This window comes from Mucilaginibacter sp. KACC 22063 (assembly GCF_028736115.1).
In the GTDB taxonomy this organism is placed as follows: domain Bacteria; phylum Bacteroidota; class Bacteroidia; order Sphingobacteriales; family Sphingobacteriaceae; genus Mucilaginibacter.
This window is the reverse complement of the sequence record NZ_CP117877.1, coordinates 3999013-4018735: the sequence shown is the minus strand read 5'-3', so window position 1 is coordinate 4018735 and position 19723 is coordinate 3999013. Positions and strand designations below refer to the sequence as shown.

Here is a 19723-nt window from a genome sequence, read left to right as displayed (position 1 = left end):
AAGAATTATATCAGATGTAGAATTCTTAATGCTTTATATGCAGTTCTTAATAATAAAAGCTGGGGTTTTTTAATAGCATAACTATTTCCGGTACTGCCAGAGATGCCACCAAAATTTGGTTGTTCTACAAAGTTTTTAAACGGTACTGAATTACTTTTTAAGCTATTATAATAAGCATGTTCCAGATAAAATGTAGCTAAGTCATTAACCTGATGATAGGCATTTTTTAGATATTTAAAAAATGTGGCTTTGTTACAATGATAAAAACGTGTATCAACCGCTTGGACTTTTCTGAAAGGGTTTATTCCAACTTGCTGAAAATAGTTTACATCCTTTTTCATAGCCTTAATTATTGAATTAACATTATACAATAATATTCTGCCGGTAACTTTGTAAAAGGAGTTTTCCTCTTCGCTCATTAACTTACTATTATTGATAACATATTCCATTATTTCACCCTCACCATACCCCTTGCCTTTTTTTAAAATCTCGGTTTTATTACCAACAAAATGTAAACATTCTATTTCTTTAATCTTAGCAATGTATTGTATTTCAATATTCTCGCTGTAATCAAACCCACTATTGTCACAAATAATTATACGATTGATAAAGGGAGAGCCAGCGTAGAACTTAATACTATCTATATATTGTTTTAATCTGATGTCAGGATCAATTAAAACTGTTAAGTTACTATTTACATAAACAGTTGAAGTAATTACTAATAATGACATACTTATTTACTTGCGTAACTTCAACTTATTAATAACGCGTTTAAAAAAGGAATTTTGTGCTACACTCTCTTCAAAATGATGTTTAAGTGGTATTTGAGTGGTTTGCAGATTATCAAATGCAAGCCAAACAGCATAATATCTTTCTAATAAGCCGCCTTGAATTCGATATTGCCTATTTGAATCAAACTGATCTAATTTGCCGCTTTTAATAATACTTTCAATAAAAAGCATCATTTTTTCAAAGATGTCTGTACGCAAAATAAATGAAGAACATAAATTTAAAGTCACATTCTTTAAATTTTCAGCGGTATAATTGGTATTGTAAAAATTATTGTAGTCGTTAATAATCACTTCATAGCAATTTACACCCGCACCGGTTTTTTTATCAGGTTGGCTTTCATCCATCAAGATCTTTTGGTTGTAATCTGTTTGGAAAGGATAGGGTTGTAAATTTATTAATTGGTATTTAGGTAAATTTTTTTCTAAAATTTCTTTATTTAATACCGATGAGTCAATATCATGTTGTAAAAACCCAATATAATTAACGTCTTTATATAAATATTTATTTTTATAAATATTGTATATCACCTCAGATTCAGTATACCATTTTCCTAACGAGTGGAAGTTTTCAAACTCGTATTGGCTTATAACTATATAGTCAGGATTTATAGCAGTTAAATCATTACGTGGATTCACATTCACAAATTCATACTTGTTTATTATTGATGAATCATAATACTCATTTTTAAGTTGTTGATGAAAAACTACGAATAATCTATAATCTATAAGTTGCATTTTTAAAATGTTAATGTTTTTAAAACTTTACAGGGATTACCACCGGCAACAACGTTTTCCGGAATATCTTTTACAACTATGCTACCAGCAGCAATCACACTATTTTTACCAATTTTCACGCCTTTTAGTATAATTGAATTCCCACCGATAAAAACATTATCATCTATAAATATAGGCGCAGTTTTAATGTCATTATCATTTCCGCTGGTACGGATAACAGGGTTTAAAGAATGATAATTGGTATCCCATATTTTAACACTGCCGCCAATTACAACATTGTTACCAATTGTTATTTTATCCCAGCATACAATAGTTGAGTTTGAAATTCCAACGTTTTGCCCAATTGTTAGTACTGCATTTTTTTTATAGGCAATAAGGCGTAAAACGCTATCCCCACCAATCGGATTAAAATTCTTCCCAGAGTTTGCACTAAAATTATCACCCAATATAATTGTACCGCCGGCCTTATTATCAATATGTATTAAGCCATTGATGTTGAATTTTTTAAATACTACCTTATTAGCCTTTAAGGTGTAGTTGTTGATAACAACGTTGACGAAATTCTGTACTAAACGTAACAAATTCATTTTTTTTGTAATAGAAACTTTAATCTACCAGCAATTAATTTTGAAAAAAAACTAACGCTTACAGTAGGATTATTTAATAAAAAGATTGAATAGTTACTAATAGAAACTTTATTCCGATACTGGGACTTACGCTGAAACAAGAACTTTAAAAAGTATTTAAAACTCATTTGTAAATAACTCTTATAACATTCCTTCAGTATTTTTTTAGAAACCCCTAAGTCCTTATAATAATCCAATAAGTTTTTTACCTGTACTACTAATATATATCCAAGTTTGTCCCACCATTCTCTAGCCCCACTTAAGTCTCTAATGAGAGGCGTTTTAATATAAATGGCTTTACTGCCCATAAATTTACTTGCCAAAACTACAGCATGCGGGTAGGTTGTTTGAAGGCTCGCCAGATTTTCACCTTCTATATTAATTTCATGGCTAATCCAAAGTTCTCTTCTGAAAATTGATGCCATAAGTTCGCCTAAAAATATAATTGAGTATCTAGGACTGATTAACTCTTCAAATTTGTCAACTTCTGAAAACACAATATTTTCTTTTGTAACCCTGTCAGACAATAAGGTTGTGTCAAAATTAGTGTGTTTATTGTAATCTTCTACATTTAGACCTTTAACAGATGCGTAGAAATAATCAGTTGTATCTTTATATTGTGTAATTAAATTATAAACTACATCTAATGCTCCTTGTACTAAAAAATCATCATCTCCAATAATCCAGCAAAAATCGCCTGTTGCGTAGTCACTTACTAATTTGAAATAGTTTTTTGTGGCACCTAAATTTTCTGTTTGTAGAAAATATTTAAACTTAGGGTGATTTATAAATTGCTGAATTTGTTGATTTGTATCATCTGTTGATTGGTTGTCAGATACTAATATTTCAATATGCATATAGTCTTTAACCTGTTTCAAAATTGATTGCAGGCACGAGACCAGATATTTAGACCTATTATATGTAGGTATACAAATAGAAAGTATTGGGTTCTGTATTTTTGTCATAGTTTAAAACTTAAGCCTGATGCCATTCAATTCGTTTATTTCTAAAAACAATTACAGACCAGGTAAGGCTTATAAGTACAATAATGGCTGTATATCCTATCACTATACCATTAACGCCATAAAACTTTCCTAACAATAATGTAGACATTGCAGTTAATATGCCAAGTACAACCGATTGTAGAAGATATGGCTCTTTTTTGTGGCACCTTAAATAAGTAGCTAATGTTGCAACAAACTGATTCACAAAACTTGCCAGACTAAGCATTATTAATTGTGGATAGGATAAAAACCTATTTCCAACAGATAGATTAAGCTTTTGTAATACGATTACGATTGATATTAGCAACACCAAGCATAAAGCACACACTGCGCTAGACTGTTTTAATGTTTTAAAAAAAGTTTCATCAAGTTGTATATAGTTTTTCTTTGATATGAGCTGTGAAAAAATAGGCACTTTCGTATTTACCCAGCTTAATGAAATGGATAACACTCCTGATAAAGCTGCTAATGTCATGCCCATTCTGCCGGCTGCTACAGAACCATCTGTAGCAAAAACAACTGGTACAAAAAGTTGAAATATAAGGTAACCACTAATCCAGCTTAATGCTATACGCCATTGAAAAGGAAAAATATCTTTTAAGTAATTTATTGTATCCTTGCCGTGAGACAGCCAAATAGTTTTTAAAAGTTTGTATCTTTTAGTTGCTAATATTTGAATATAATTAATCAGTATAGCTGCAATGGAAGCAATGGGGCTTGAGTATAGTTTAAAGCCCATAGCAAATAACAGATATAACAAAAAAATATTTACAGACTTCTGTATCAATCTTATTTTGGCCATATCTTCGATCTCATTTAATCCATCGAAGAATGCAAGTAAAGGATCAATAAACAGATTTAAAGCAGTTGATATACATAATATAAACCAAGGTATGCGCCAATTAACCACTACACCTTTGCTGTTATAAGTAGAGAAAAATATTAAACCAACTATTATTAAAACCAGTAATAATACAATCGCAATTACCCCAAACCATTTAACACAAAACTTAAGTATTGAAGCTAATCTTGATTTATAGTATTCTTCTCCATTAAGTAATCCTTCGGCAGACCATTTAAGATGTGCAAACTCGTATGCTGCGTACTGGGTAATTATACTGCTTAAGCCTAATTCAAAGAAAATTTGTATTGCCAAAATGCTGGCAAAAGTGTAATAATAGCCTTGTTCTGTAGGTGTTAGAAATTTTGTAATGAAAACAACCGATAACAGCCCACCGCCGGCTTGTAGTACCCTGCTTAATATTGTGTAAAATATTGCTTTGTCTACGCCGAACTTTCCTTTAACTTCCTTTAAAAAAGCAATCATTATTGATTAATGTACTTTCTGATTACTTCTTGTATATAATCGTAATGTGTTTCGTTTAGCCCAGGCCATACACCAAGCCAAAATGATTGATTCATAATGATATCAGTGTTTGTTAAGTCGCCAACAACACGATGTTGAATGTTTGCATAAGCAGGTTGGCGCAATAAGTTTCCTCCAAAAAGTAAGCGAGTGCCTATTTTGTTCTCTTCAAGATGTTGTACGAGCATATGACGATCTGCAGCATCCCCATCGCGTAGTGTAAGTAAAAACCCAAACCAAGAAGGATTACTGTGTTCAGTAGCCTCTGGGAGAATGAATACATCTTCAAATTCTTTCATTCTTTCATATAAGGCCTGGAAGTTTTCACGTCTGCGTTGTACAAAGTGATCTACTTTTTTTAACTGAGAAACACCAAAGGCAGCCTGCATATCGGTTACTTTCAGGTTGAACCCAATATGTGAGTAGGTATATTTATGATCGTAACCAAATGGTAACGTACCTAATTGCTGCGAAAACCTGCACCCACATGTGTTGTCTTTGCCAGGTTCACAATAGCAATCACGCCCCCAATCTCTGAAACTTTCCGCTATTTTAGCTAGCATTGGGTTGTTAATAAGGACCGCACCACCTTCACCCATAGTAATGTGATGTGCCGGATAAAATGAAAAAGTAGAAATGTCGCCGAAAGTACCTGTCTTTTTATCTCTGTAAGTGGCTCCTAAAGAATCACAGTCGTCTTCTATTACCCATAAATTATATTTTTTAGCCACACGCATCACTTCATCTAAATTGAAAGGATTGCCTAAAGAGTGAGCAATCATAATCGCTTTCGTTTTAGGTGAAACAGCTGCTTCAATCAATTCAGCTTTTACGTTATGCGTAGCTATATCTACATCTATAAATACAGGGATAGCACCAAATTGGACAACAGGGTTAACTGTTGTTGGAAACCCTGCAGCTACCGTAATCACTTCATCTCCTGGTTTTAATGCTCTTTCGCCTAATTGAGGTGAGGTTAATGTATAAAAAGCGATAAGGTTTGCAGATGATCCTGAATTTACAAGCAATGCTTTTGTGGCACCAAAATACTTCGCAAATTCATATTCAAATGTATTGGCAAATCTGCCGGCTGTAAGCCAGCCATCTAAAGCTGCATCTACTCCGAATAAGATATCCTCTTCATCAAGTACCTTGCCTGTAACAGCAATGTAATCTTTTCCTGGTGTAATATTTCTTCCAGTTTTTTCTTTAGCAATTTTTCTTAATTCTTCTACAAGCGATGTATCAGCCACTAGATTACTCAATGTCATATTTTTATAATAAGTATATACAATTAAATTAAGTGCTTTCCATACCTATCGGAGCAGCAAAGGGCTCCATCTCTGTAATAGGCTTACCGAATGCTATTTTAGGATAGGTATTAGTATGCGGGTCAATCATTACCTGCAGTACTAATGGCTTATCATGATTTTCAACATTCCATAGCCATTGTAAAGCTTCTTCAACTTCTTCTTCCTTTTTTATTGTTTTAGCGCCAATTCCGTAAGCAATAGCTACTTTTTCAAAATCAGGGGTATCATATCCCCAGTAAGTTGATTGATAGCGCGATTCAAAATAGCTATCCTGGAACTGTCTGATCATGCCGAGGGTACGGTTATTTAGTACAATTATTTTAACAGGTAATTTATTACGTACAATGGTTTGCAGTTCCTGTATATTAAGTTGCATACAGCCATCACCAATAATAACTACAACCGCTCCATTATTTGTTGCGATACTAACACCTATACTGGCTGGCAGTGCAAATCCCATAGCACCCATTCCTCCTGAAGTAAGAAAAAGTTGTCCTTTTCTTAGTTGCAATGACTGTGCCGCCCACATTTGATGGCTACCTACATCAGCTAAATAAGCACTAGCATCTGCACTTACTGAAGACAGTGTGTGCATAAGTTTATTAGGATTTATACCGTTTGGAGAAAGTTCATTTGTATCTGGCCATTTAGATTTAAGTTGTTTAATATAATTTAACCACTCATTAGGTTTATTAAACTTAGTAGCTACTGCTGCAGATTCAAATTGTTCAAAAAATACAGGAAGTTTGGTTATAATACCTAAACAACCTTTAACCCTATTGTTAACTTCTCCAGGTTCGCAGTCAACATGATAAATCTTTCTGTTTTCTATAAAAGCTGTATCTGCTCCTGTTTGCCTTATATCTAAACGGCTGCCCAAAACAATTAACAAATCGCTTTCACCAAACGCTATATTTGCCCACCTGTTGCCATAGCTGCCTATAAATCCAACATGTAAAGGATGCTCTGGTGTTACAATATCCAGTGCAAGTAAAGTGTTAATTACAGGAACTTGAGTTTTTTCAACAAATTTTTCCAGTGCTTTTTGTACTCTTGCAGCCCTGATACCACCTCCTACTAAAATTAACGGTCGGGAAGCCTTTTGAATATCATTGATAAGTTGCTGTAAAATATGGTTATCTATAATTTGCTTTTCTTCTTGGACTTCAGGAGCTTCATTCGGCTCAATCTGAGCACGTTGAACATCCATGGGCAAATCGATCAACACAGGTCCTGGTCTTCCTTCTATAGCAATTTGAAACGCTTTTTCAAATATTTCAGGAACATCTTTAGGGTCTGTTACTAAAAATGATGCTTTAGTTATTGGCTTTGCCATTGACACAATATCGGTTTCTTGGAAACCTAACTGCCGGATTGGGCGTTCGCCTTTTTGTTCATGACGGTTTACCTGGCCTGTTATAAATATAGCTGGAGAAGAATCAAAATAGCAACTACCTATACCTGTGAGCAAATTGGTAGCGCCGGGGCCACTTGTAGCCATTGCTACGCCCGGTATACCAGTAACTCTGCCATAAGCATCTGCAGCAAATGATGCTGACTGCTCATGGTGCATTGTAATTATATTGATCTTAGTTTTCTGGTTTATTGAATCAAGTAAATGAGTTATCATTCCGCCTGAAAGTTCAAACACGTTTCTAATACCTTTTTTTTCTAAAAAAAATGCTATATAATCTGAGACCTTCATTTGCGAATAGTTAAAGAATTTTTCAGGTGTGTTACTGTTGTGCTTAAAGCATGGTCAAAATTAGTATGTTCAAAATCACCAAACTCTTTAATAAATTTATCAGAACTTCCCAATACGCACATTGGCTGATTACTTCGGTAAGGAAGTGCTCCAAAATTTAATTTAAAGAATGGATTGACTATTTCTCTTACTCTTTCAGCTAATTGTTTAATAGATAACACAGTTTTTCCAGATATATTATAAATGCCTGATTTTCCGCTTTTTTCAATAATAAGATTGATAGCTGTGCCTAAATCATTAACATATAAGTATGCATATCTTTGCTCGCCAGCTGTCATATCCATATGAGATTCAGATATCATGGTTTTAACCAGTGAAGGAATAAGCCATTTTGAAGACTCTCCTGGCCCGAAAAAAGAAAATAGCCGCAGCCAATACCATGATAAGCCATGGTGCTCGCAAAATTGCTTAACTACTTCACTACAAATTACTTTTATACGGCCATAAGCCACAGTTGGACAGTTAGCGGCATCCTCTTTAACTACATCTTCCATATGCCCATATTCTGCCTGAGATCCTAATGAAATGAACTGCTTCACGCCTGCCTCTTTAGCTATCTCCAACAATTTATTCAAATACTCAATATTTTTAAACTGGCTATCCCAGTTATTTCGTTCTTCGTAAGTTACTCCGATCCAAGCTGAATGTATAAATATTGAGGGTGCAAACTGTTTTAATTTTAATATTAATGCTTCATCACTATCAAGCAGCCAAGTTATCTTTTGTTTATAATCATCACACAGTTCTAATTTTGAACTTGCACGATATAATGCTATAATGTGATGCCCCTTATCAACTAAAACACGTGCAATGTTTGAACCTATAAAACCAGTAATTCCGGTTATAAATATTTTAGCCATTTAAAAAATCGACTATTTGATCATTAGTGAATTTCACTATTTCCGATGGATTTGAATTGTATTTTTTATACCAATCAATCGTTATACTTACTGCCTTATTAGCATTTAGTTGAGGATGCCAATTTAGTTCTGTAATTGCTTTACTGATATCAAGTCTTAACAAACCAGCCTCATGTGGCTGATCATCGGGCCGGTTTACAAAGTATTCGCCACTTTTCCAATTCTCAATAGCAAGCTTTAACATTTCCTTAACTGAAAGTGCATCGTTAAAGTAAGGGCCGAAGTTGTATGCCTGGCTAAATTTTTGCGGATTTTTATACAGGTTAGCGCCCAGCAACAGATATCCTGTTAAAGGTTCCAATACGTGTTGCCAGGGCCTTACAGCATCTGGGTTACGTACTTCAATTTTATGCCCTGCTGATAAAGCACGTATTATATCGGGTATTAGCCTGTCTTTAGACCAATCTCCCCCACCAATCACATTACCTGCACGTGCAACTGCTATTGCTTTTCCGTGCTGATCAAATTTTTTGAGGTTAAAAAAAGAATTACGATAACAATCTATCACTAATTCAGTACAAGCCTTACTGGCACTGTATGGATCATAACCTCCCAGTCTGTCATTTTCGCGATATGGATAAGTCCACTCGTTGTTATAATAAACTTTATCGGTAGTTACCAAAATCACACAGCAATTGCCGGGAAGCTTTCTTACTCCTTCCAAAACATTAGCTGTACCTATTGCATTTATTTCAAAGGTTTCAACAGGGACGTCATATGATAACCTTACCAAAGGTTGTGCCGCAAGATGAAAAATAAATTCTGGCTGAAAATCTGCAATAGCCTTAACGATAGATTCTTTTTCCCGTAAATCAGCAATTACTGACTCACAAATATGATCTCCATCTATCAAATTATACAAGTCCTGCTCGTTTTGTGGGGCAAGCGCGTAACACTTAATATTGGCGCCAAGCAGGCTTAATATTTTTATTAACCAAGATCCTTTAAAACCAGTATGCCCAGTTACAAATACTTTTTTATGCTGATATGTATTTTTTAATAATTCGAGCATGATTACCAAGTTTTCCAGGGTGCCTGGTTTTTATCCCACAAAGTATTTAAGTCGTGTTTGTCTTTCAGGGTATCCATTGGCCGCCAAAATCCATTGTGCTTGTAAGCACTCATCTGTTCATCATTGGCTATCTGTTCCATAGGAGCTTGTTCCCAAATGGTACTGTCTCCGTCTTTTATGTAATCAAATACCTGTGGCTGGCAAACAAAATATCCTCCATTTATCCAAGCACCGTCACCCTTTGGCTTTTCCATGAATGAATGCACAGAATTGTCATCAAGAATATTTAATGCTCCAAATCTGCCAGAAGGCTGCACTGATGTAACTGTGCAAAGCCTTCCATGGGTATTATGAAAGTTAACCAATTCTTTAATATTGATGTTCCCCACACCATCACCGTATGTAAGCATAAAAGGCTCATTTCCAATATATGGCTGTACACGTTTGATACGGCCGCCGGTCATAGATTCATTTCCAGTATCGATCAAAGTTATTTTCCAGGGCTCTGCTTGCGAATCATGTACTTTTACAGAATTATCTTTTAAATCAATAGTAACATCTGATTTATGCAGAAAATAATTAGCAAAGTATTCTTTAATGATGTAACCTTTGTAACCAAGGCAAACTATAAAATCATTAAAGCCGTAAGAGGAATAAATTTTCATGATGTGCCATAAAATTGGCATACCACCAATTTCAACCATAGGCTTAGGTTTCAGTACAGTTTCTTCCGAAAGCCTGGTTCCCAATCCTCCTGCAAGTAATACTACTTTCATAAATTTAATCAATAGCTAGTTCTACGCCCTCAGTTATAGGAAAGCTACAACACATAAGGCATTCGTATGTTTGCAATTCTTCTTCCTTTAATTTCATTCCAATCATTTTTACCTTTCCCTTTTTAATTCTTGCTTTACATACCTTGCATGTGCCTGTTTGGCAGGAATATGTAAGTTCTAACGATGCATCGAGTCCCGCTTCTAAGATGCTTTTGCCTTTAACAACCTCAATTTCGTGTGATTGACCAGATTTTTCTAAAACTATGTTTCTGGTTACAATATCATTAAAGTCAGCAGGGTTGCGTTCTATTTGAAAGTCTTCGGAAAAGATCTTGGATTCATCTACTCCTGCCTCAAGGAGTGCTTTTTTTACTGATTCTTTTAAACCTATCGGTCCGCAAATGTAATGAAAAGTTTGATTTAGCTTTTTCTCTTTACCTATTACGGCCAATACTTCACGCGCATCAATTCTACCTTTAATGGTATAAGGGTTTTCATTTTCTACATATAGCTGCGTATAAAAATGCCATGTTAAAAAAGTACTGGGATATAAAGCTTTTAATTTGTGTATTGTGTCGTTAAAAATTACACTTTCTGCACTGCGGTTACCATAAACAAGCGTTATGTGAGCTACGGTTTTAATATGCAAGGCATATTTTGCTAACGAAATTAAAGGTGTAATACCACTTCCTGCTCCCCACAATACAACATGTGAATTGTTGTTTATGTATTCATTATTAAATGTAAAGTCGCCTAATGGCTCCATTGTCTCTATTAAATCATTTACTTGTACCTTGTCAATAATATGATTTGAAACAATACCTCCAGGCACTCTTTTAACTGTTATTTCTATATTAGAATCTACACCAGGTGCAGAAGAAAATGAATAAGGGCGGATATAGCGGCGTCCATTTATGCGAAATATTAGCGTGAGGTATTGCCCAGCTTCATATTTGACTTTTTTTAGCCCGGGTTGCTTGAAAACCAATGACACAGTATCATTAGTCTCTTCACGCTTTTCGATTACTTTAAGTGTGTAATAGAGCATCTCAATACATTATCTTCTTGTAAATATATTTAACTACCAGGTAAGCAGTCACCAGAAATCCAGCAATAAAGCCACCTAATATAAGGCCCTTTAATTTACCTAGTCTTTCTTTTTCCAAGGGCAAAATTGGTTGATCGATTATTTGTATAAGGGGCGTTTCTTTTCGCAAAGATACTCTTGCCAATTCTAAGTTTGCTACTAGTTGTGTCAATATAGCTTGATTAGCCTGGATGTCAACTTGCCTTCGCTGAGAAGGTGCTCTTAATATCTGTTTAGCCGGATTGGCATTAGGATTTAAATCAATCAATGATGCAACTCCTGTTATAGCTGCATTTAATTCTCGCCTTACTGAGTCTGTTTGTTTTTGCAATATTTCTACGTTCTGTACTGATTTTTTTGTTTTTGTGTTGATATAAAAATCAGATACTGTTTTTACAAGTATTTCTGTAAAAAGCTTTGAGAACAATTCGTTAGTAGAAACTACATCTACAGTTATAATGCTTAACTTTTTATCCACTTTATCTACTGACAGGTTTCGTTCGGTCAGCTGTTTGTAAATACTGCCCAAAATACTATCTTGTTGTAAGGTAAACTGTGCCCGATTGGCACCTGGGGGATATTGAATTTTTTTTAAGGTTGGACTATCGTTCCAGCTTTTACGTAAGTTGTTAAATGCTATATAATAATCAGCAAGGGTTTGGGTTTTTCCATTAATTTTTACAGGGGTTAATAAAGTGCTTTCGACCATTGATCGGGACTTCATTAACATTAACAAATTGTCACCAGTAAACGCACCTCCACCTGTACCTCCAAGATCAATTCCGAATTGACTAGCTAAGCCCAATGCATTTCCTAAACCACCAGAAGATTTATCGTCTTCTAATGCGAAACTTAATTCAGCTTTATAAACGGGTTTTTTAAAAAGGCTATAGGTAATTCCTAAAATGCCTCCAATTGCAGCTACAAATAATATTAAAATCCATTTAGATAATAGATATTTCCATAAATCAGCAAGTTTAAGAATTAATACTTTTAAGCTAATTTCATGAGAGTTAGAATAACTAATGTCTTCAGTTTTATTCATTAGATGATTATTGTCATTTTAATATTGGATTGTAGTATATACTCTACAGATATACAACACCATGTAGTTTGGAATCATATAGTAGACTGTTTTAAGTATGTAAATCAGACGCTTGATTAGTGAAAATAATTTAAAAGAGGCACCAGTAGTAAGAATGTTTTTTTTTCATAGTAATGTAGAACTTTGGAAAAATCAAACGTTGCAGTTGATTTTTTCCAAAGATATGTTCTTTTTTTAACTGATTAAAATATACTTAATAGTTATAATAATAGCATAAATTACTTCTATATATTTTACGATAGCTTCATGTAATCAGTCATCAATAAGTTATGGAATGATCTCCACCACAAATGCTTTCAGTTCTGCAAGTTTTCCATTGTCAAATCTCCAAACATCACAATAGGCATAATTTATCAGTTTCCCGGTATTGTCTTTCATGCTGATTTTGCCAATTGCTGTCAGGTATTCGCCTTCGGCTATTAAATGTTCTACATTAAATATTGGCGGCTCTGTGTATGCTTCGGCCATGTACTCGCGTACGGCTTGCTTGCCGTTTAAAATCCTGTCGCCCACAAACTCCCAGGTAGTATCTTCTGTACAGAAGGCTAAAAAGCCTTCATTGTCACCTGCGCTTATCAACCGGTTGGCTTTTATTAGTATCGCTTTATTATCTGTATTCATTTCGCTTTAAAATTATCCGCCTTATATAACAGCCGCCGGAAATAAATTGTTGGCGATATGCTTTGACCTAAGCAGACGTTGGCTACTGAAATTCTAATGCAATTCTAATTGAACTTTGATAATTAAGTATTGTCCATAGCGTATGATGTTAAACAATTAATCTATGAAGAAGTCACTAAAAACAGGCTTAGTAGCCTTAATTATGTTATTTGCTACCTCAAATATATTTGCGCAGGTAAGTATTGGTATTAGTATTTCGGCACATGTTGCGCCACCGCCGCTACCTGTGTATACGCAGCCGCCATGCCCGACTGATGGTTATTTATGGGTTCCGGGTTATTGGGCTTGGAGCGATGACCTGCAGGATTATTACTGGGTACCCGGTGTCTGGATGGCACCGCCTCGTCCCGGATTACTGTGGACACCAGCTTACTGGGGATATACAGGTGGTGTTTATGGATTCCATGCAGGTTACTGGGGCGCACATGTAGGTTTCTACGGTGGTATTAACTATGGTTACGGCTACTGCGGTACAGGTTTCGTTGGTGGGGGCTGGTCTGGCGATCATTTCCGTTACAACACTGCCGTAGTTAACGTAAACAAAACTGTAGTACATAATACCTATGTAGATGAAACCGTGAACGTGCACAACACGGTTATAAATAATAACCGCGTAAGCTTTAACGGCGGACAAGGCGGCGTTCAGGCGAGGCCACGCCCGGAAGAAATGGCCGCCATGCGCGAACAGCATATACAGCCAACAGCCGAGCAAACTACGCATCAAAATCATGCGATGCAGGATCGTAGCCAGTTTTTCAAAAACAACGGCGGCCGTCCGGAGAGGGCTGCTGTAAACAGGGTAGGTGGTACACAGTTTCGTGGTGCTGATAATGGCCCAAGGTCACAGCAAAACGCTGGTCAACCAATGGGCAGAAACGGAAATAATCCAAGGTTTAATGGTAATGCAAACGATCCGAGATCAAATGGCGCTAATGCTAACCAGGTGCATGCGAATGCAATGGACGTAAACAACAGGAATAACCAGATCAAAAGCCCGGATGCTTATCATAACAGCATGAACCAGCCACAGCCGGGTAACCATGCGCCTCAAAACAATATGCAACAGCAGCACATGCATGCCATGCAGCAGCCGCATATGCAACAACCTCATATGCAACCTCAGCATATGCAGGCCCCACGTATGCAACAGCCACATATGGCAAGGCCGCAGCCGCATGAAGAAAGAAGGCACTAATTGCAGTAATGTATCATAGAAATGCCCTGGTATTTACCGGGGCATTTGTTATTTTAAAGATAGGAACTTATCAATTGTAGGCCTGCCTGAACTCAATTGGCGATAGATTGGTTTTTGCTTTAAATAATTTGCTGAACGACTGCGAATGCTCGAAACCCAATCCGTAAGCAATTTCAGAGACAGACAGATCAGTAGCAGATAGTTTTTCTTTTGCCTTCTCAATCAGTTTGTCATGAATAAAGTGCTGTGTGCTTTGCCCGGTAAGTACTTTTAAAAGCGTACTGAGGTAGTTAGCAGAAATGTTAAGCTGATTAGCTACAGACATTACCGTGGGTATGCCTTTATTTACAAGATTGTCATCCGCAAAATAATCATTCATTAACAGCTCAAGTTTATTCAGTATCTGGTGATTGGTGATTTTGCGCGTAAGGAACTGCCGGTTGTAGAATCTGTCGGCATAAATGAGCAGGTATTCCAACTGATTAATGATCAGCGATTGGCTGAACCTGTCCATGTTAGATTGGTATTCCTTTTCAATTTTCTGGAATATTTCAGCAATGGTTGCTTCTTCTTTTTTAGATAGAAACAGCGCCTCGTTTACCTTGTACTGAAAGAACTCGTAATTCTTGATCTGCGCAGCCAGTGGCGTATTCCACAAAAAATCGGGATGGAGCAGTAAAAGCCAGCCGGTTTGGTTAACCTGTACATCTGTTTTAATCTCTACATGCAATAGCTGCTGTGGTGCAAAAAAGGAGAGCACGCCCGAGTCAAAATCATAAGGCTGGTGTCCATAATTAAATTTGGCATGCACATTCCGTTTCAGTGCAAAAAGGTAAAAGTCCTGCATCCATTTTAAATCCTGAATATCTTCAGGATATTTCACCTTACTGTAGTCAATCACACTAATGAGCGGGTGCTCCGGTTTAGGCAACCCGTAGTAGGCGTGCAGATCCTGTAGCGTACGAAAACGGAATGTGTTACTCATAACCAAATTTACTTATATCTCTTTATGAAAAATCATGCCGCCATGGTATAATATCCCATCACGAAATTCGCCGTCGGCGGTAAAACCAGTATCGTCTTTATAATCTATATGATTTCCGGTTACCCAATAGCTGCCCTGGTATGCGCTTTTCCGGCTTCCCCGTGCTTCGTCATACCGGTTGTTGGGACGTAGCTCCTGGCGTACAAAACCATCTGCAGTAACCCACATACCAATGTACGCTTCGGTTTCTTCAATAGTTTTCATTATGCTTCTATTGCGGTTGACTCTGCCAGTTGTTTGTTATCCTCAAGCGACTGCTCAATGATCCTGATCTTGTCTTTTACAAAAGGAGCAGTATCAATACCCATAAAAAAATGCACCGGGGGCTGCTCTTGTTTGCTGAGTTCTATAAATACTGCAGCTGCCTTTTTTGGATCGTTAGGTTGGTGCCCGTTGATCTCGTTAAGATGCTGCTCTTCTACCGCACGGGCATTGGCATAAGCCTCAATAGGATTAGCTGGAACCATTGCCGAATCTTTCTCTAAAAAGTTAGTGCGGAAATAGCCCGGATAGACCAGGGTGGTATGCACCCCGAACGGTGCCAGTTCAACGGCAAGCGATTCGGTATATCCCGCCATAGCGAACTTTGTTGAGCAATAAATGCCAAATGCAGGGAAGTTGCCTACAAAACCACCGATAGAAGCGATGTTGAAGATATGACCAGAATCTTGCTTGCGCAGGTAAGGTGCGGCATGGCGTATCACGTGTAACGGCCCGAACACGTTAACATCAAAATTGCGTTGTACCTCTTCGGCGCTTAGTTCTTCAACCGCACCAATCTGGCTGTAACCGGCATTGTTTACCACAACATCTATACGGCCGAATTTCTCAATAACCTCTTCAATAGCCTTTTTAACGTCCGGGTCGCTTGTTACGTCCATGTTTAGCGGTAGAAAGTTTTCCTGCTCTCCAACAAGATCAATAAGCGCTTGTTTCTTTCTTGAGGTAGCAGCTACCTTATATCCTTCAGATAACAGGCGCTGAACAAGGTCTGCTCCAAGGCCTTTAGATGCTCCGGTTACGAACCATACTTTTTCTGATTGCTTTGTTTCCTGTGTCATTGTATTAAATTAATAATACAAAGGTCAGGCATGTAAGAATGGGGCATGTAACCAAACCTTGGTTTGTTGTAGCTAAATCTCAGGTAATGCTAAAATGCTGAATGATGTTAAAAAGATGCATCAGTTAATTCTTTATTGATAGCTGCACCTGCCATATTGCCGCTGTATACTGCGTTAGCAACAGAGCGCATCATCACAGCATTGTCGCCGCAGGCAAAAACACCATCAGTTGTAGTTTTTTGCAAAAGATCTACTTTTAAGTAGCCTTGTTCCGTTAGTTCGCAACCAAGCGACATTGGAATATCTGAGCTTTGTCTAAACGGAAGCGAAGCATAAGCAGCCGTAAAATGATGTTTACTGCCATCTGCTAACACAAGATGTTCAAGATGTCCTTTGTTATGTGCTATCTCGATTAAGGCAGTAGTTACAATATTTATTTGGTTATCGTTCAGGCGTTTCAGTTGATCGTCGGTAAAAGACACATCGCCAGAAGTGAAAATGGTAATCTGGTCGGTTAGATTTTTAACTAACGAAGCAATATGAAATGCCCGGTCACCATTTGCTAAAACAGCTGTTTGCTGCCCCCTGAACTCGTATCCATGACAATATGGGCAGTGTATGACGGTAATACCCCAGCATTCAGAAAACCCTTTGATATTGGGCATAATATCTGTTATGCCACTTGCAAAAAGCAGTTTTTTACCGTTAAAGCTTTCTCCATTATCTGTGCTTATTTCAAAATAGTCACCTGATCGTTTTCCGCTAACAGCTGAGCCGTTATGAAAGCTGACTGTTGGATAATTTTCAACTTGTTTTTTGGCTATAGCAGAGATTTCATACGGGGGGGATCCGTCCTGTGTCAAAAAGTTGTGTGAATGAGGCGTTTGCTTATTGCACGGATTGCCACTATCAATAATTAGCACCTTACGCAAAGAACGGCCTAATGCCATTGCTGCTGAAAGCCCCGCGTAGCTGCCACCTATGATGATTACGTCAAAAATATGATTTGATTCCATAAATAATTCAGATTATATGTTGCCGTGATTTGCATCGACAAACATAAACCTAAATTCATCAATTGCAATAATGTTGCTTTTGATATTGCAGTAATATGATATTATGATGCTTGAAAAAAAAATTTAAACTTTGGATTGATTGTTTTCAGGATCTGAAGTATAGTTGACCACCAGGCGGATCTTTTCGTCCAGCTCATGTACGGCTTTCTCCATCAGTTTTAGTTCTTCAATATCATTCACCCTTTCGTCGTCCTTTAAAAGGTCTATTAAACCAATAATCGAAGCAACCGGACGGCGTAACTCGTGCGACTGGATAAAGGCGATTTCTTGTAAAGACTGGTTTTGAACATTAACTGTGTTCTCATGTTCAACCCTTGCGGTCACATCAGATGAATTAACCGAAACGCCGATTATTTCACCATCTGGGTCAAAGGCTGGTTCATATTTTATTACCCACCAGATATCCCGGTTCCCGTAGTTGATCTTCCTTTGTTCAAATGCGGCTGTCCCTTTCAGTGCTTTTAGATAATTATTGTAAAAATCGTCTCTAAACTTAGGGTTAACATACTGCCCCATTTCAGTTCCCCGCACCAAAACTTTGTTGTACGCATTTAAGATCATCCTTTCCACAGCTTTGTTAAAAGCCAGCAGTTCGAAATTTTTACCCAGCAGCATATGGCAATCAATAGAGCTCTCAAAAAAGGAACGAAGTTCAATTTCTGAGCGTTTAGCTGTGATATATTGTTCTTTAAGTATGGATACACTGCTTTCAAATTCCAATAACTGTATGACCTGTTTAGATAAACCTGCAAGTATTTGCTGCTGAAGTTCATTCAGCTCATTGGGTTTTTGATCTATAACGCACAGGCTGCCTAAATTCAATCCGTCGCGGGTTGTTAATGGTGCACCTGCGTAAAACCGGATATCCGGATCGCCTAATACCAACGGATTGTTTGCAAAACGATCATCTAAAAGTGCATCGCGCACCATCATTACATGTTCCTGCTCAATCACATGGTTACAAAAGGCATCTGCCCGTGAGGTGGTATCCGGCCTGAAACCGATCTTGAATTTAATATACTGCGTATCTTCATTGATCAGCGTGATCAACGCAGTAGGTGTCTGGCAGATTCTGGCTGCCAGTTCCACAATTTCCTGCAGCTCTTTCTCCCTGCTGATCTCCAGCCTCAGAAAGCGGTTAACTGCAGCTATACGCTCTAATTCTCTTAAAGGCACTACTCTGATTTTTTTGAATATACGAGGAATTTGATTAAAAGTTTCCACTTTTAATGATCTGTTTTATAAGTAATGCCAAGTTATGCCACACTTCAAAATTGCTACAGATTGTTTGTGTAATTAGCAGGCTTTATTGGTATCATGAAAAGCTGGCTATTTGTAATATTATGTGTGGTTTCGTTAAGGTGTGTTGCGCAAAACGATACCAGTAAAGTAAACGTGGCAGATACTTTAAAAAAAGATCTGACCACGGTACCGGATACCGTACCACATTTAAAAACCAGGAAGTGGACACTGATTCCGCCGGCCGTAATGATTGGGTATGGTATAAGCTCCTTTTACCTGAAACCACAGCGGCGCTTAGATCGTTATGTTTATAATGAGGCTTATCAGCACGATATTGTCACTAACTCGCACTTAGAAAATTATTTTCAATATGCCCCTGTCGTTCTTACGTATGGCCTTAACCTGGTAGGCGTGCATGGTAAAAACACGTTTTTAGATCGTACTATTCTCTTAGGTTTGTCAGAAGCCATGAGCAGCTTGTTTGTGTTTTCTGTTAAGCATGCTACCCACAGAACGCGGCCAAACGGAGCCGACAGGTATTCCTTTCCTTCAGGACATACCGCCAATGCTTTTGCCGAAGCCGAGTTTATGTCGCAGGAGTTAAGCGGAAAATCGGCATGGTATGGCGTTATCGGTTATGGGTTTGCCACTACTACCGGCATCTTCAGGATTTATCACCAGGACCATTGGCTTAGTGATGTGGTAGCGGGTGCCGGTGTGGGTATTCTGGCTACAAAAACGGCATATCTTGTATATCCTTATCTGCGTAATCACCTCACTAAAAAAAGTCGACGCGAAGAACATAATAAGGATGTACCGGAGGAATTGAAAAAGCAACCTAAAACAAGTTCGATCTTAATGCCCTCTTATCAGAATGGCGCTGCCGGGCTAAGTTTTAGTATGGAACTTTAAATGGGTATATT

The 19723-nt window shown here is 37.3% G+C and carries 20 protein-coding genes; 2 read left to right on the top strand and 18 right to left on the bottom strand.

The features are described 5' to 3' along the window. Positions 1 to 5: 5 nt before the first annotated feature. From PQ461_RS17400 to PQ461_RS17340, 13 genes are all read right to left on the bottom strand, one after another. Positions 6 to 731, bottom strand: coding sequence for a hypothetical protein (locus PQ461_RS17400; RefSeq protein WP_274206811.1), 726 nt, complete (start codon positions 729 to 731; stop codon positions 6 to 8). A gap of 6 nt (positions 732 to 737) precedes the next feature. Next, a complete protein-coding gene (locus PQ461_RS17395; RefSeq protein WP_274206810.1) occupies positions 738 to 1526 on the bottom strand; it encodes a hypothetical protein in 789 nt (262 codons plus the stop codon). A 2-nt stretch (positions 1527 to 1528) separates the two neighbouring features. Then, positions 1529 to 1972, bottom strand: coding sequence for an acyltransferase (locus PQ461_RS17390; RefSeq protein ID WP_274206809.1), 444 nt, complete (start codon positions 1970 to 1972; stop codon positions 1529 to 1531). Positions 1973 to 2109: 137 nt separating this feature from the next. Further along, on the bottom strand, positions 2110 to 3117 hold the full coding sequence (locus PQ461_RS17385) for a glycosyltransferase family 2 protein (protein ID WP_274206808.1): 1008 nt from the start codon (positions 3115 to 3117) through the stop codon (positions 2110 to 2112). Positions 3118 to 3127: 10 nt separating this feature from the next. Further along, entirely contained in the window at positions 3128 to 4483 is a 1356-nt protein-coding gene (locus PQ461_RS17380) for a lipopolysaccharide biosynthesis protein (RefSeq protein WP_274206807.1), read from the bottom strand. Then, on the bottom strand, positions 4483 to 5775 hold the full coding sequence (gene rfbH / locus PQ461_RS17375; protein WP_274206806.1) for a lipopolysaccharide biosynthesis protein RfbH: 1293 nt from the start codon (positions 5773 to 5775) through the stop codon (positions 4483 to 4485). The genes PQ461_RS17380 and rfbH overlap by 1 nt, the downstream gene beginning before the upstream one ends. A 46-nt stretch (positions 5776 to 5821) precedes the next feature. Next, positions 5822 to 7540 (bottom strand): thiamine pyrophosphate-binding protein, encoded by a 1719-nt coding sequence (locus PQ461_RS17370; protein ID WP_274206805.1) that lies wholly within the window; start codon positions 7538 to 7540, stop codon positions 5822 to 5824. After that, on the bottom strand, positions 7537 to 8460 hold the full coding sequence (locus PQ461_RS17365) for an NAD-dependent epimerase/dehydratase family protein (RefSeq protein ID WP_274206804.1): 924 nt from the start codon (positions 8458 to 8460) through the stop codon (positions 7537 to 7539). The genes PQ461_RS17370 and PQ461_RS17365 overlap by 4 nt, the downstream gene beginning before the upstream one ends. Beyond that, positions 8453 to 9532, bottom strand: coding sequence for a CDP-glucose 4,6-dehydratase (gene rfbG / locus PQ461_RS17360; RefSeq protein WP_274206803.1), 1080 nt, complete (start codon positions 9530 to 9532; stop codon positions 8453 to 8455). The genes PQ461_RS17365 and rfbG overlap by 8 nt, the downstream gene beginning before the upstream one ends. Before the next feature lie 2 nt (positions 9533 to 9534). Continuing rightward, positions 9535 to 10308: a glucose-1-phosphate cytidylyltransferase gene (rfbF, locus tag PQ461_RS17355; protein ID WP_274206802.1), complete on the bottom strand. Its 774-nt coding sequence runs from the start codon at positions 10306 to 10308 to the stop codon at positions 9535 to 9537. A 4-nt stretch (positions 10309 to 10312) separates the two neighbouring features. Further along, complete coding sequence (locus PQ461_RS17350) at positions 10313 to 11356, bottom strand: ferredoxin--NADP reductase (protein ID WP_274206801.1); 1044 nt, start codon at positions 11354 to 11356, stop codon at positions 10313 to 10315. A gap of 1 nt (position 11357) precedes the next feature. Further along, positions 11358 to 12440, bottom strand: coding sequence for a Wzz/FepE/Etk N-terminal domain-containing protein (locus tag PQ461_RS17345; protein WP_274206800.1), 1083 nt, complete (start codon positions 12438 to 12440; stop codon positions 11358 to 11360). Between the two features lie 327 nt (positions 12441 to 12767). Beyond that, complete coding sequence (locus PQ461_RS17340) at positions 12768 to 13121, bottom strand: nuclear transport factor 2 family protein (protein WP_274206799.1); 354 nt, start codon at positions 13119 to 13121, stop codon at positions 12768 to 12770. Between the two features lie 163 nt (positions 13122 to 13284). Here PQ461_RS17340 and PQ461_RS17335 point away from each other — a divergent pair, with 163 nt between their 5' ends. Continuing rightward, complete coding sequence (locus PQ461_RS17335) at positions 13285 to 14376, top strand: YXWGXW repeat-containing protein (RefSeq protein ID WP_274206798.1); 1092 nt, start codon at positions 13285 to 13287, stop codon at positions 14374 to 14376. Positions 14377 to 14446: 70 nt separating this feature from the next. Here PQ461_RS17335 and PQ461_RS17330 read toward each other — a convergent pair whose 3' ends face one another. From PQ461_RS17330 to PQ461_RS17310, 5 genes are all read right to left on the bottom strand, one after another. Next, positions 14447 to 15361 carry a helix-turn-helix domain-containing protein gene (locus PQ461_RS17330; RefSeq protein ID WP_274206797.1) on the bottom strand — a complete coding sequence of 305 codons (915 nt, stop codon included), beginning with the start codon at positions 15359 to 15361 and terminating at the stop codon, positions 14447 to 14449. A 12-nt stretch (positions 15362 to 15373) separates the two neighbouring features. Next, positions 15374 to 15625, bottom strand: coding sequence for an Atu4866 domain-containing protein (locus PQ461_RS17325; protein WP_274206796.1), 252 nt, complete (start codon positions 15623 to 15625; stop codon positions 15374 to 15376). Continuing rightward, positions 15625 to 16482 carry an SDR family oxidoreductase gene (locus tag PQ461_RS17320; RefSeq protein ID WP_274206795.1) on the bottom strand — a complete coding sequence of 286 codons (858 nt, stop codon included), beginning with the start codon at positions 16480 to 16482 and terminating at the stop codon, positions 15625 to 15627. Before PQ461_RS17320 ends, PQ461_RS17325 begins: the two co-directional genes overlap by 1 nt. Positions 16483 to 16589: 107 nt before the next feature. Then, on the bottom strand, positions 16590 to 17498 hold the full coding sequence (locus tag PQ461_RS17315) for an NAD(P)/FAD-dependent oxidoreductase (RefSeq protein ID WP_274206794.1): 909 nt from the start codon (positions 17496 to 17498) through the stop codon (positions 16590 to 16592). 123 nt (positions 17499 to 17621) lie between these two features. Further along, the gene (locus tag PQ461_RS17310) at positions 17622 to 18734 is read right to left on the bottom strand and encodes a GAF domain-containing protein (RefSeq protein WP_274206793.1); all 1113 of its coding nucleotides are present in this window, start codon (positions 18732 to 18734) and stop codon (positions 17622 to 17624) included. Between the two features lie 141 nt (positions 18735 to 18875). On the opposite strand from PQ461_RS17310, the gene PQ461_RS17305 reads away from it, so the two are divergent. After that, positions 18876 to 19712, top strand: coding sequence for a phosphatase PAP2 family protein (locus tag PQ461_RS17305; protein ID WP_274206792.1), 837 nt, complete (start codon positions 18876 to 18878; stop codon positions 19710 to 19712). The last annotated feature ends 11 nt before the right edge of the window (positions 19713 to 19723 follow it).

Bases quoted from the DNA above. Each gene is read 5' to 3' on its own strand.
- rfbF (WP_274206802.1), bottom strand. From the start codon at position 10,308: ATGAAAGTAGTATTACTTGCAGGAGGATTGGGAACCAGGCTTTCGGAA.
- rfbG (WP_274206803.1), bottom strand. From the start codon at position 9,532: ATGCTCGAATTATTAAAAAATACATATCAGCATAAAAAAGTATTTGTA.
- PQ461_RS17325 (WP_274206796.1), bottom strand. From the start codon at position 15,625: ATGAAAACTATTGAAGAAACCGAAGCGTACATTGGTATGTGGGTTACT.
- PQ461_RS17330 (WP_274206797.1), bottom strand. From the start codon at position 15,361: ATGAGTAACACATTCCGTTTTCGTACGCTACAGGATCTGCACGCCTAC.
- PQ461_RS17345 (WP_274206800.1), bottom strand. From the start codon at position 12,440: ATGAATAAAACTGAAGACATTAGTTATTCTAACTCTCATGAAATTAGC.
- PQ461_RS17380 (WP_274206807.1), bottom strand. From the start codon at position 4,483: ATGATTGCTTTTTTAAAGGAAGTTAAAGGAAAGTTCGGCGTAGACAAA.
- PQ461_RS17305 (WP_274206792.1), top strand. From the start codon at position 18,876: ATGAAAAGCTGGCTATTTGTAATATTATGTGTGGTTTCGTTAAGGTGT.
- PQ461_RS17350 (WP_274206801.1), bottom strand. From the start codon at position 11,356: ATGCTCTATTACACACTTAAAGTAATCGAAAAGCGTGAAGAGACTAAT.
- PQ461_RS17400 (WP_274206811.1), bottom strand. From the start codon at position 731: ATGTCATTATTAGTAATTACTTCAACTGTTTATGTAAATAGTAACTTA.
- PQ461_RS17340 (WP_274206799.1), bottom strand. From the start codon at position 13,121: ATGAATACAGATAATAAAGCGATACTAATAAAAGCCAACCGGTTGATA.
- PQ461_RS17370 (WP_274206805.1), bottom strand. From the start codon at position 7,540: ATGAAGGTCTCAGATTATATAGCATTTTTTTTAGAAAAAAAAGGTATT.
- PQ461_RS17320 (WP_274206795.1), bottom strand. From the start codon at position 16,482: ATGACACAGGAAACAAAGCAATCAGAAAAAGTATGGTTCGTAACCGGA.
- PQ461_RS17335 (WP_274206798.1), top strand. From the start codon at position 13,285: ATGAAGAAGTCACTAAAAACAGGCTTAGTAGCCTTAATTATGTTATTT.
- PQ461_RS17315 (WP_274206794.1), bottom strand. From the start codon at position 17,498: ATGGAATCAAATCATATTTTTGACGTAATCATCATAGGTGGCAGCTAC.
- PQ461_RS17395 (WP_274206810.1), bottom strand. From the start codon at position 1,526: ATGCAACTTATAGATTATAGATTATTCGTAGTTTTTCATCAACAACTT.
- PQ461_RS17385 (WP_274206808.1), bottom strand. From the start codon at position 3,117: ATGACAAAAATACAGAACCCAATACTTTCTATTTGTATACCTACATAT.
- PQ461_RS17365 (WP_274206804.1), bottom strand. From the start codon at position 8,460: ATGGCTAAAATATTTATAACCGGAATTACTGGTTTTATAGGTTCAAAC.